11 protein-coding genes are annotated in these 11979 nt (G+C 61.7%); all 11 read left to right on the plus strand.

The window, feature by feature from the left end; genetic code table 11:
* A partial coding sequence (locus tag AS156_RS36250; RefSeq protein ID WP_082747544.1) for an IS630 family transposase occupies nucleotides 1-1015 on the plus strand: 1015 nt, incomplete at its 5' end.
* 427 nt (nucleotides 1016-1442) lie between these two features.
* Nucleotides 1443-2690 (plus strand): transporter substrate-binding domain-containing protein, encoded by a 1248-nt coding sequence (locus AS156_RS36255; protein ID WP_082747936.1) that lies wholly within the window; start codon nucleotides 1443-1445, stop codon nucleotides 2688-2690.
* Nucleotides 2687-3328: an ANTAR domain-containing response regulator gene (locus tag AS156_RS36260; protein WP_066514468.1), complete on the plus strand. Its 642-nt coding sequence runs from the start codon at nucleotides 2687-2689 to the stop codon at nucleotides 3326-3328. The genes AS156_RS36255 and AS156_RS36260 overlap by 4 nt, the downstream gene beginning before the upstream one ends.
* A 130-nt stretch (nucleotides 3329-3458) precedes the next feature.
* The gene (locus AS156_RS36265) at nucleotides 3459-4712 is read left to right on the plus strand and encodes a transporter substrate-binding domain-containing protein (protein ID WP_245313220.1); all 1254 of its coding nucleotides are present in this window, start codon (nucleotides 3459-3461) and stop codon (nucleotides 4710-4712) included.
* A gap of 137 nt (nucleotides 4713-4849) precedes the next feature.
* Nucleotides 4850-5719 (plus strand): urea ABC transporter permease subunit UrtB, encoded by an 870-nt coding sequence (urtB, locus tag AS156_RS36270; protein ID WP_066514473.1) that lies wholly within the window; start codon nucleotides 4850-4852, stop codon nucleotides 5717-5719.
* Nucleotides 5720-5735: 16 nt separating this feature from the next.
* On the plus strand, nucleotides 5736-6875 hold the full coding sequence (urtC, locus tag AS156_RS36275) for an urea ABC transporter permease subunit UrtC (RefSeq protein ID WP_066514476.1): 1140 nt from the start codon (nucleotides 5736-5738) through the stop codon (nucleotides 6873-6875).
* On the plus strand, nucleotides 6872-7624 hold the full coding sequence (gene urtD, locus AS156_RS36280; RefSeq protein WP_066514478.1) for an urea ABC transporter ATP-binding protein UrtD: 753 nt from the start codon (nucleotides 6872-6874) through the stop codon (nucleotides 7622-7624). The genes urtC and urtD overlap by 4 nt, the downstream gene beginning before the upstream one ends.
* Entirely contained in the window at nucleotides 7617-8309 is a 693-nt protein-coding gene (gene urtE, locus AS156_RS36285; protein WP_066514484.1) for an urea ABC transporter ATP-binding subunit UrtE, read from the plus strand. The genes urtD and urtE overlap by 8 nt, the downstream gene beginning before the upstream one ends.
* A gap of 33 nt (nucleotides 8310-8342) precedes the next feature.
* Complete coding sequence (locus tag AS156_RS36290) at nucleotides 8343-9380, plus strand: aliphatic amidase (protein WP_066514485.1); 1038 nt, start codon at nucleotides 8343-8345, stop codon at nucleotides 9378-9380.
* Between the two features lie 188 nt (nucleotides 9381-9568).
* A complete protein-coding gene (locus AS156_RS36295; RefSeq protein WP_066514627.1) occupies nucleotides 9569-10588 on the plus strand; it encodes an alpha/beta fold hydrolase in 1020 nt (339 codons plus the stop codon).
* Between the two features lie 48 nt (nucleotides 10589-10636).
* Nucleotides 10637-11449 (plus strand): CbbQ/NirQ/NorQ/GpvN family protein, encoded by an 813-nt coding sequence (locus AS156_RS36300; protein WP_066514629.1) that lies wholly within the window; start codon nucleotides 10637-10639, stop codon nucleotides 11447-11449.
* The last annotated feature ends 530 nt before the right edge of the window (nucleotides 11450-11979 follow it).

An 11979-nucleotide genomic window follows, 5' to 3' on the forward strand; every position in this document is an offset into this window, starting at 1 on the left:
GCTTGAGGCGTGTTGTCGCTCACCGATGACATTGCAGCGCGATTTGAAGCGGGCGCGGATAGTCCTGTTAGCGGCGGACGGGCGCAGCACCCGGTCGATCGCCAAGGAAGTTGGGGTCCAGCCGCGGATTGTCAGCGTTTGGCGGCATCGCTATGCCGACCAAGGCCTTGAAGGGCTGCAAGACAAGCCGCGGCCCGGCAAGCAGCCGATCTATACGAAGACGACCGACAAGCGGATTCTGAAGCTGCTGGATAAGCCGCCCCCGCAAGGGTTTGCGCGCTGGACCGGCCCTCTGCTGGCCGAGGCGCTAGGCGATGTTGACGTCCAATATGTCTGGCGGTTCCTGCGCAGCCACAAGATTGACCTCGCGGCTCGCAAGTCCTGGTGTGAGAGCAACGACCCGAACTTTACGGCCAAAGCCGCCGATGTCGTTGGCCTTTACGTCGCCCCGCCGGCGAAGGCTATTGTGCTCTGCGTGGACGAGAAGCCCTCGATCCAGGCTTTGGAGCGAGCGCAGGGCTATCTGAAGTTGCCCAATGGCCGCGCCTTGACCGGCCAGAGCCACGATTACAAGCGGCATGGCACCACGACATTGTTTGCAGCGCTCGAAGTCGCCACCGGAAAGATCATCGCTACGCATTCAAAACGCCGTCGCCGTGTCGAGTTTCTCGATTTCATGAACAGCCTCACCGCGGCCTTTCCGGGCCGAAAGCTTCACGTCATCCTCGACAACCTCAACACCCACAAGAAGAATGAGAGCTGGCTCAAGGCCCATCCCAATGTGCAATTCCATTTCACACCGACGAGTGCGTCCTGGCTCAACCAGATCGAGGTATGGTTCTCAATCCTGCAGGGGCAGTCGCTCAGCGGCACCTCCTTCACAAGCCTCAAGCAGCTTCAGGAACACATCGATGCCTACGTCAACGCCTACAACGACAAAGCCGAGCCCTTCGTCTGGACCAAGAAAAAGATCCGTCAACGCCGTTTCAAGGGCCGCCGTATCAATCAACTCTGATTCCGGGTACTAGAAGACCGTGTTTCATCCCTCGGGCGTGGGGCCCGACGATGATGAGCGGCGAGCGGGTTGCCCGTTTCATGATGAATGAGAAGCTGGCCGCTTGATGGATCTGAACACTGTGGCGGCGATTGGGCTGCTCGCCTGACTAGCTCTTGAGCGCGCCCTCGCTCGTGTTGGACGCTTGGCAAGCCATGCCGTTCGTCAAGCGCTGGCGATCGCGTGCTTCACTTGCAGATCGCTATATAAAGTCGGTTCGCAAGCGCAGCATGCGCTCGACGCGCGAAATCGAGCGCGCGTCTACCTGAGATAGGCGGTTCGCGAAGCGATGCGGCAATAGCATTGTCGTTGCCTATTTTTCGTTCGGCGCCTCATTGAGGCAGTTTCGCTGGCAACATTCGTCGTCTGGGTCCTTGTCTGACGGGAGATGACATGCAATTGTTTAAGGCCGGCAATCCTGTTCGAGAGCAACAAGAGCAATAATCACTCTCGTCCCTCCCGCTATGCTGAGGGCTTGATCATGTCGAACCTTGCGCAAACGACCTCCGCTCCGTGGCGGTTCGGGGTGCTGTTCTCTCGGACCGGCTTTATGTCGGTTATCGAGGAGACTCAATTTCAGGGCACGCAACTCGCGATCGAAGAAGTAAACGGCGCTGGCGGGGTCTGCGGACGCGAGCTGATTCCTGTCGCCTATGATCCGGGTTCTGACTCGGCGGCCTATGGTCACTACGCGAAGCGGCTGATGGTCGAGGACCAGGTCAGCACCATCTTCGGGTGCTACACCTCGTCGAGCCGCAAGGCCGTGTTGCCGGTTGTCGAACGGTTGAACGGCCTGCTCTGGTATCCGACGCTCTACGAAGGTTTCGAGGCGTCGCCGAATGTCATCTACACCGGCGCGTCGCCCAACCAGAACAGCCTCGCGCTCTGCCGTTACCTGATGGACACGTTCGGGACGCGGTTCTACCTCGTCGGATCGGATTACATCTATCCACGCGAATCCAACCGCGTGATGCGCGAATTGCTCAAGGCCAATGGCGGCTCCATGGTCGGTGAGCGCTATGTCAACGTCCGCGCGCGCTGGCAGGACTTCCTGCCGATCATTCAGGATATCAAGCGGGTTCGGCCCGATGTGATTTTCTCGACGGTCGTGGGGGAAGGGACGGTGTTTCTCTATCAGGCCTATGCGAATGTCGGGCTCGATCCGAAGCAGATGCCGATCGCCAGCCTGACCACCACGGAAGCCGAGATCGCTGCCATGGGATTTGATGTCGGCGAGGGGCACATCACGGCGGCATCCTACTTTCAGGGTGTCGAGGGCAGCGCCAACAACGCATTTGTGCAGCGCTTCAAGAAACGGTTCGGCGCCGACGTCTCGACCAACATGTGCGCGGAAGCGTCCTATTTCCAGCTGCACCTGTTTGCGAAAGCACTCGAGCAGGTGAATACGCTGGACACGGAGGTGCTCCGCTCGATGGTGTTCGGCACCAGCTTCGACGCCCCGCAGGGCGCCGTCACCGTCAACCCGATGTCGGGCCACACTGACCTCTGGACCCGTATCGGGCGGGCCAACCGCAGCGGACAGTTCGATGTCATCAGCCAGTCGAAAGAGCCGGTGCATGCGGATCCGTTCCTGATCGGCTACGGTCGCGCAACGCAAACAGGAAGCGTCCAATGAACGAAATGTCGCGTAGGCCGTCCGTCAACCGGGATATGGCGGGGCGCAAGACCATGGTGCAGGAGCTTGCCGATCTCTCGGCGGTCGTGGTCGCCCCGGTCGACGATCAGGTCGGCATGTTGCTGCGTGAATTGCAGCGGTTCAGGATGCGCGTTCGGCAGGTCTGGCCGATGCCGGAGAGCGTGCCGGCCGATGCCGACGTGGTGTACTGCGAGTATGCGCCGGATCTGGCGCGGCGCTTGCCGTGGATTCCCGGCGATGCGCGTTCGGCGCTTGTCGTTATCCTGCCCGCGACCGAAGCCATTCACGCCGATGCGCTGTGCAACGCAACGCCCAACGCGATCCTGCCGCGGCCGTTCACGCCGAACGCGGTGCTGTCGAGCCTCCTGCTTGCGCGCAGCCAATTCGGTTACGAGCGGCGGCTTCGCAGCAAGATCGAGAAGCTCGATGACAATCTGCGCTCGATGCGTACGGTGGAGCGCGCCAAGGCCATCCTGATGGCGACACGGCAGATGCCGGAAACCGAAGCCTATGGCTTCATCCGGCGGCAGGCGATGGATCGTCGGGTGTCAGCGAGCGCAGTCGCTGCGGCGATTGTTGACTCGTTCGAACTGCTTGGCTACGATCATCAACAGTAAGCCCCAATAGCGGGGCCGGCGGCGACAGAGCCGCCTTCGATACAACCGGCAACAAAGCCCTCCCAATGCTCGCGTAAGCGCGCATCGGGAGGGCTTTTTGTTTTTTCAGTGTCCTGAAGGGAGCGAGGGGATGAGCATTTCAAGGCGGACTTTGCTGAGGAATACTGCGGCATTAGGCGCTTTCGCCGGCGCGGGATTTCCGCACGTCTGGATCAAGAACGCCGATCTTGCCCATGCCACGGGCGGCGAGATCAAGGTCGGCGTGCTGTTCTCGCTGACGGGAACGACCGCGATCATCGAGGAATCGCTCAACAAGGCGACGCTGCTTGCGATCGAAGAGATCAATGCAGCCGGCGGCATCAAGGGCAGCAAGATCGTTCCGATCGTCGAGGATCCTGCCTCCGATCCGGCCACCTTCTCCGAAAAGGCACGCAAGCTCGTCGTCGGCGACAAATGCGTCAGCGTGTTCGGCTCCTATACGTCGGCGAGCCGCAAGGCGGTGCTGCCGGTCTTCGAACGGCAGAACAATCTCTATTGGTATCCGACGCTCTATGAAGGCCGCGAGTGCTCGAAGAATGTGATCTACACCGGGGCGGTACCGAACCAGCAGCAAGACGAGTTCGTGCCCTGGCTGATCAACAAGTTCGGCAAGAAATTCTATCTGATCGGCTCCAACTACATCTATCCAAAGGAAGAGAACAATTACTGCAAGAAGTTGCTGGAGAAGCATGGCGGTGAGGTTGCTGCGGAAGAGTACGTCCCGCTCGGTCATTCCGAGTTCTCTTCCGTCATCAACAAGATCCGCGCAACGCAACCGAACGTGATCTTCTCGACTGTCGTTGGAGACTCCGTGGTCGCGCTGCATCGCCAGTACCGTGCGGCCGGTCTCGATCCGGAAAAGATGCCGATGGCAAGCCTGACCACCTCGGAGAACGAGGTCGCGGCGATGGGTGGCGATGCAGCCGCCGGTCACTTCACCTCGGCGCCGTACTTCATGGTCTACAAGTCGCCCGAGAACGAGAAGTTCGTCGAGGCCTACAAGAAGCGCTGGGGCGCGGACAAGGTCACGCATTTCGTGTCGGAGGCCTGCTACTTCCAGGTCCACCTGTTCAGGCAGGCGGTGGAAAAGCTGGCTACCAGCGATCTTACGCCGCCCAACATCCGTGACGCGGTCAAGGGACAGGAAACGATCGCGCCGCAGGGCAAAGTCCGGATCGAGCCGGAGAACCTCCATACCTGGCTGTGGCCGAAGATCGCTCAGGCAAAATCGAACGGGCAGTTCGAGATTCTCGTCGAGGCCAAGGACTGGCTCAAGCCGGTGCCTTACGCCGCCTATCCCGGGCAGGTCTGCACCGACAAGGGCCTGGTGGTCGAGAAGAGCTGACGGTGGGGGCTGGCGACGGTCGCCGGTGCCTTGCGCCGGCGGCCGACGCCGGACAATGCGTGCGCTCCTCGCTTCGCGGTGTTGGCGAAGGCGTTGCGGCGAGGGTGAGAACGAAACTCGGAAAAGCGGATCCTGGTGTGGACCAATTTATCGAACAGATCATCACAGGCCTCAGCATCGGATCAATCCTGCTGCTCGTGGCGATGGGACTATCGATCATCTACGGCTCGATGGGCATCATCAACCTCGCCCATGGCGAGTTCGTGATGCTCGGCGCTTACGCGGCCTGGATGTTTCATACCTATCTCGGGCTCGGCCTACTGGCGAGCCTCGTTCCGATCTTCCTCGTGGTGGCGGCGTTCGGGTGGGTCATCGAACGATACGTCCTGAGCCTGCTCAACAACCGGCCGCTGGATACGATCCTTGCGACCTGGGGCGTCGGCATCATGCTCCAGCAGGCGGTGCGGCTGATGGTCGGCAGTGAGCTGCGCTATGTGCAGCTGCCGCCGGCCTTGTCCGACAGCATGGACGTGTTCGGTCAGTCGGTATCGTCCTATCGGGTGTTCCTGTTCGTGGTGGCAATGGCGCTGTTCGCGGCGACGTGGTTACTCATGAATCGCACCACGGTTGGCATGAAGCTGCGTGCGATTATCCAGGATCGCTCGGTGGCGGCCTCATTCGGCATCAACGCCAAGCGGGTTTATGCATTGACCTTCGCCTATGGTGCAGGACTCGCCGGGCTTGCGGGCGCGCTGGTGTCGCCGCTCAAGAGCGTGTCGCCCGACATGGGCACCGGCTATGTGGTCGACGCCTTCATGGTTGTGGTGCTTGGTGGCGTCCAGAGCCTAGCCGGTACGGTTGCGAGCGCCTTCGTCTTAGGCGAGCTCTCCGGCGCAATCGCCTTCCTGCAGAATGACACCGTGGCCAAGGCGATCGTGCTGCTCGCTATCGTCGTGCTCATCCGCTTCCGCCCCGAAGGGCTCTTTACCGCGCGTGTGCGGGCCTGAGACAGATCGTTCATCGATGTCATTGAATGTTTCCACTTCCAGCGGATTGCAGCGCCTCACGGTGCAGCTTGCGCCGTTGCTCATCGTCTGCGCTCTGGTGTTCGCGCTGCCGGTGCTGCTCAACAACGATTTCCTGCTCAACAAGGTCGCGCGCTATTTGGTGCTCGGCATCCTCACGGTGTCGCTCGGACTATCTTGGGGGTTCGGCGGAATACTCAATCTCGGCCAGGCCATGAGCTTCGGGCTCGGTTCGTACGCAATGGCGATGGCGCTGAAGCTCAAGACCGTTCCTGTGCATACGGGGGCGGACGGTCTGCCGGACTTCATGGTCTGGAACAATGTCACGAGCTTGCCGTGGTTCTGGGAGCCGTTCCGATCGCTGACCTTTGCAGTGGCCGCGGGCATGGTGGTGCCGGCCCTGGTCGCAGCGGCGCTCGGCTGGTTCATGTTCCGGGGGCGCGTGACCGGCGTCTATGTCTCGATCATCACGCTCGCCACCATGGTGGTGCTCAATCTCGTGATCATCGACCAGCAGAGCTACACCGGCGGTTTCAACGGTATTACCGATCTCGCCCAGCTGGAGATCTTCGGCGTCGCCTTCGACGCCTATGGCCGGGCCACGTACTATCTCGTCTCCGGATGCGTGATGTTGAGCTTGCTCGTCGCGTTTGCCTTCACCAGGAGCAGGGCGGGTCTGATCGTGCAGGCGATCCGCGATCACGAGAGCAGGGTGCGCTATTTCGGCTACGACGTCGCGCTCTACCAGATCTTCGTGTTCGCACTGTCGGCGGCGATCGCCGGGCTCGCCGGCATGCTCTATACGGTCGTGATGGAGTTTGCCTCGCCGACCTTCCTCGGCGTGCAGCTTTCGCTCTCTGTCGTCGTGTGGTGCGCGGTCGGTGGCCGGCAGAGCCTAGTCGGTGCGTTCCTCGGTGCAGTGCTGGTGGCGGGCGTGCAGGGCGCGCTCTCGGAGTCCGCGGCCTTCCTGGAAACCTGGACGCTGGTGATGGGCGCGCTGTTCGTGCTCGTGGTGCTGTTCCTGCCGAAGGGGTTCGCCGGCCTTGCACAGGCGGTGTGGCGTTGGATCGTCCAGCGTCGGCACGTCGCGGGCCAGGAGGTTACGCCGGGCGTCAGCCAGACGGAGGGCAGCACATGACCTCTCACCTCGATCTCCGCGACGTCTCCGTCAGCTTCAACGGCTTCAAGGCGCTCAACGCCCTCAACATGAGCGTGCGCAAGGGCGAACTGCGCTGCCTGATCGGTCCGAATGGCGCGGGCAAGACCACGGCGCTTGACATCATCTGCGGCAAGATCAAGCCGAGCGCCGGCACCGTGATATTTTCCGGCACGCCGCTGCAGGATCTCGAGGAACATGAAATCGCCCGTGCCGGGGTCGGTCGCAAGTTCCAGGTCCCGAGCGTATTCCGCGAGCTCACGGTGAGTGAGAATCTCGAGGTGGCGCGGGCTCGACGCACCGGCGTGTTCGACAATCTGCGCTGGGATCTTCGTAATTCAGGGCGCGAGCATGTCGAACGTCTCGCAGAACTGGTCGGGCTTACCGAACAACTCGACCGGCCGGCATCTTATCTGTCGCACGGCCAGACGCAGTGGCTGGAGATCGGCATGCTCGTTGCCCAGGACGCCGAGCTGATCCTGATGGATGAGCCCACCGCCGGCATGACCGCGCAGGAAACCCGCAAGACAGCTGAGTTGTTCGCTCGGCTGAAGGGCAAGCACACGCTGGTCGTGGTCGAGCACGACATGGGCTTCGTCAAGGCAATCGGGGACATCATTTCCGTGATGCATATGGGCCAGATGCTGGCCGAAGGCACCGCGGCGGAAGTGGAGGCGCATTCGGACGTGCGCCGCGCCTATCTCGGATCGGGAGGCATCAGCAATGCTTGAGCTCACCGATATCGACGCTTTCTACGGCAACAGCCGCGCCCTGCAGGGCATCAATCTGATGGTCGGCAGCGGCGAATTCCTTTCGGTGCTCGGCCGCAACGGCGTCGGCAAGACCACGCTGATGCGCAGCATCCTCGGCCTGATGGACCGCGTGACCGGGAGACTCTCACTCGACGGCACCGACATTTCAGGCTTGCGTACGCATCAGCGCGCCAAGGCCGGCATCGCCTATGTGCCGCAGGGCCGCGGTATCCTGCCGCGCTTCACCGTGCGCGAAAACCTTACGCTCGGTACCTTCGCCGCCAAGTCGGCAAACGGCATCGAGGAATGGGTGCTCGAGCTGTTCCCGGTGCTCAAGGATTTTCTCAACCGCTACGGCGGCAACCTCTCCGGCGGTCAGCAGCAGCAGCTCGCAATCGCACGTGCGTTGCTTGCTCAGCCCAAGGTCATCCTGCTGGATGAGCCGACCGAGGGCATTCAGCCGAACATTGTCGAGCAGATCGAGGACGTGATCGTCAAGCTCAATCGCGAGCACGGGATCACGGTCGTGCTGGTCGAGCAGAACGTAGCGTTCGCGCGGCGCGCGTCTCACCGCTTCGCGCTGCTGGAAAAGGGTCGGGTTGTCGCCAAGGGCGCGATCGGCGAACTCACCGAGGATCTCATCCAGCTGCACATGGCGGTGTAGCCGGCACTATCGTTCACAAAGGGAGTCGAGCACATGTTGCATGGAGACATATCGAGCAGCAAGGACACGGTCGGCGTCGCCGTGGTCAACTACAAGATGCCGCGCCTGCACACCAAGGCCGAGGTGCTGGATAATGCGCGCAACATCGCCAAGATGGTGGAGGGCATGAAGCTCGGCTTGCCGGGCATGGACCTCGTGATCTTCCCGGAATACTCGACCCACGGCATCATGTACGACTCCAAGGAGATGTACGAGACGGCTTCGTCGGTGCCGGGCGAGGAGACGCGGATCTTCGCGGATGCCTGCCGCAAGGCGAAGGTTTGGGGCGTGTTCTCGCTGACCGGCGAACGCCACGAGGAGCACCCCAACAAGGCGCCCTACAACACCCTGATCCTGATGAACGACAGGGGGGAGATCGTCCAGAAGTATCGCAAGATCATGCCATGGGTGCCGATCGAGGGCTGGTATCCCGGCGATTGCACCTATGTCTCGGAAGGGCCGAAGGGCCTGAAGATTAGCCTGATCATCTGCGACGATGGCAACTATCCCGAGATCTGGCGCGATTGCGCGATGCGTGGCGCGGAACTGATCATCCGTTGCCAGGGCTACATGTATCCGGCCAAGGAGCAGCAGATCCAGATCTCGAAGTCGATGGCGTGGGCCAACAACTGTTATGTGGCGGTTGCCAACGCCTCCGGCTTCGACGGTGTCTATTCCTACTTCGGTCATTCGGCGATCATCGGCTTCGACGGCCGGACGCTCGGCGAGTGCGGCACGGAGGAAAACGGCATCCAGTACGCGCAGCTCTCGGTGTCGCTGATCCGCGATGCGCGCCGCAACATGCAGTCGCAGAACCACCTCTTCAAGCTGATGCATCGCGGCTACACCGGCCTCATCAACTCCGGCGACGGCGACCGCGGCCATGCGGTCTGTCCGTACACCTTCTACAAGAACTGGATCACGGATCCCGACGGGACGCGGGAAATGGTCGAGGCCATGACCCGTCCGACCGTCGGTACCGATGAATGTCCGATCGAGGGGATTCCGAACCAGAAGGTTGCGCACCGCTGATCGGAAGCAGACGGCCCGCGTCGGCGTCAGCCGTTGAAAATCTGGCGCCGGGGTTGTCCACTGCGATCTCGGCCGCGTTGGCCGCCGGCGTTGTCTACCTCGCGACCGCGCGGGTGCAATCCTCGACAGAAAAGGTGGCCAGCGCCGCATGAGCGGTGGGCTCGGGTCGAAACAAGAAGGATACGGCGATGAGCGTCGACTATCAGATCCATGACCTCGGAAACGTGGCCTTGCAGCGCGGTGCGACCATTCGCGACTGCAAGCTCGCTTACAAGACCTTCGGTCAGCTCAATGCGGCCAAGGACAATGTGATCGTCTATCCGACGTGGTATTCCGGCCAGCATTACGACAATGAGTGGCTGATCGGCTCGGGCATGGCGCTCGATCCTGCAAAATACTTCATCATCATCCCCAACATGTTGGGTAACGGTCTCTCATCGTCGCCGAGCAACACGCCGGAGCCATATAACGGACCGCGCTTTCCGCAGGTGACGGCCTACGACAATGTGCGCGCCCAGCATCGGCTGATCACCGAGAAATTCGGTATCAAGCACATCCGCCTGGCGGTCGGATGGTCGATGGGCGCGCTGCAGACTTTCCATTGGGGTGCGCTCTATCCCGACATGATGGACCTGCTGGCGCCGTTCTGCGGTTCGGCAAAATGCTCGCGCCACAACTTCGTATTTCTCGAGGGTGTGAAAGCTGCGCTGACCGCGGATGCCGCCTGGAAGGAGGGCTGGTACACCGAAAAGCCGGCCAGAGGCCTGCGCGCCGCGGCCCGCGTCTACGCCGGCTGGGGCCTCTCGCAAGCCTTCTACCGCGAGCAGCTGGACATCAAGACACTGGGCTATTCTTCGCTGGAGGATTTTCTGGTGGCGTTCTGGGAGGGCTTCTTCTTGCCGAAGGACCCCAACAATCTGCTGACCATGCTTTGGACCTGGCAGAACGGCGACATCAGCGACAACGAGATCTACAAGGGCGACTTCAAGGCCGCGCTGCGGGCCATCAAGGCCAAGACCTATGTCATGCCCGGTCAGACCGATCTCTACTTCCCGACGGCGGACAGCGAGTTCGAAGTCGCGAACATGCCGAACGCCACGTTCGTGCCGGTGCCGTCGATCTGGGGGCACTTCGCCGGCGGACCGGGGACCAATCCGGTTGACGTCACCTTCATCGATGGCAAGCTGAAGGAACTTCTCGCCTCGTGACGTCGATCGGTCGCGAAAGACTGCCAGCACTATGATGGGGACGTGAGATTGTCCAACCCCGCCCTGTTGCTCGATCAGTATCGCATCCTCGACGAGCCATATTACCGGCCCCTCGGGGATGAGGTCGAATTGTTCGGTGCGGCCTATGCGAGCCGTATGCCGGTGATGCTGAAAGGGCCCACCGGCTGCGGCAAGACTCGCTTCATCGAGTACATGGCCTGGCGGCTCGGCCGTCCGCTCATCACGGTGGCGTGCCATGAGGACATGACGGCGGCCGACCTTGTGGGACGCTGGCTGCTCGATGCACAGGGCACCGTGTGGAGTGATGGGCCGCTCACGACGGCCGTACGCCTCGGTGCGATCTGCTATCTCGACGAGATCGTCGAGGCGCGCCAGGACACGACCGTCGTGATCCATCCCTTGACCGACGATCGCCGCGTTCTGCCGCTCGAGAAACGCGGCGAGTTGATTCACGCCCATTCCGATTTCCAGCTCGTGATCTCCTATAATCCGGGCTACCAGAGCGCGATCAAGGACCTCAAGGAATCCACCAAGCAGCGCTTCGCGGCGCTCGATTTCAGCTACCCCGACCGCGCGGCGGAGGTCGAGGTAGTGTCGCGGGAGGCCGGCATCGATCCCAAGATCGCCGATCTGCTGGTGAACATCGCCTTGCACAGCCGCAACCTGAAAGGCCAGGGGCTCGACGAGGGAGCGTCGACCCGGATGCTGGTCAATGCCGGCCGGCTGATCGGATATGGCATCAGTCTCGACAAGGCCTGCGAGACGACGATCGTCGTCCCCTTGACCGATGACGTGGACACCAGAAGCACGTTGCGGGACGTGATCTCGGCCTGTGCATAGATGGAAATGTTCGAGTGGCGGTCGCACAAATCAGTTCGCTCGATAATTTCCGGTCCGGCCGCAGGCTAGCGGCGCTTTTGCGGGGCCACGACGATATAGGATCGGCGGTGCAGGCGGCGCGANGAGCCGTATTGCAGCGCCGTTCAGGCGGATCCGATGGCCTCACGGCTTGGGACGAGGCGGTGCACGGTCTGTTCGAGGCCAATCTCGGCCAGGCGGTGGTCCTCGGCTTCCTCCGCCTATCTGAGCAATGGCCGGCGCAGCGATCGGTCGAGGAGCTGATCGCAATCGGTCGTGCCGGGCGGGAGATCGGATGCAGTGTCGGGAGCCGCGTCGCCCACGCATTGTTGACAGAATTGTCAAAGGTGGTGCCGCGTCTCGCTGGTGGCGGAGAGCTGGCCGCCGTGCTTTCGGCGCTCTGCCAACTCGCCGAAGCAGGGCCGGAATCGGTGGGACTTGCTGTCAATCGGCTGGAACAGTTGTTGATACACGCCGGGGCCGAGGACTTTGCAGCCTGGATCTCGGCGGGG

The organism is Bradyrhizobium macuxiense (genome assembly GCF_001542415.1).
Lineage (GTDB): Bacteria > Pseudomonadota > Alphaproteobacteria > Rhizobiales > Xanthobacteraceae > Bradyrhizobium > Bradyrhizobium macuxiense.

Bases quoted from the DNA above. Each gene is read 5' to 3' on its own strand.
- AS156_RS36295 (WP_066514627.1), top strand. From the start codon at position 9,569: ATGAGCGTCGACTATCAGATCCATGACCTCGGAAACGTGGCCTTGCAG.
- urtC (WP_066514476.1), top strand. From the start codon at position 5,736: ATGTCATTGAATGTTTCCACTTCCAGCGGATTGCAGCGCCTCACGGTG.
- AS156_RS36290 (WP_066514485.1), top strand. From the start codon at position 8,343: ATGTTGCATGGAGACATATCGAGCAGCAAGGACACGGTCGGCGTCGCC.
- AS156_RS36255 (WP_082747936.1), top strand. From the start codon at position 1,443: ATGACATGCAATTGTTTAAGGCCGGCAATCCTGTTCGAGAGCAACAAG.
- AS156_RS36260 (WP_066514468.1), top strand. From the start codon at position 2,687: ATGAACGAAATGTCGCGTAGGCCGTCCGTCAACCGGGATATGGCGGGG.
- urtE (WP_066514484.1), top strand. From the start codon at position 7,617: ATGCTTGAGCTCACCGATATCGACGCTTTCTACGGCAACAGCCGCGCC.
- AS156_RS36265 (WP_245313220.1), top strand. From the start codon at position 3,459: ATGAGCATTTCAAGGCGGACTTTGCTGAGGAATACTGCGGCATTAGGC.
- urtD (WP_066514478.1), top strand. From the start codon at position 6,872: ATGACCTCTCACCTCGATCTCCGCGACGTCTCCGTCAGCTTCAACGGC.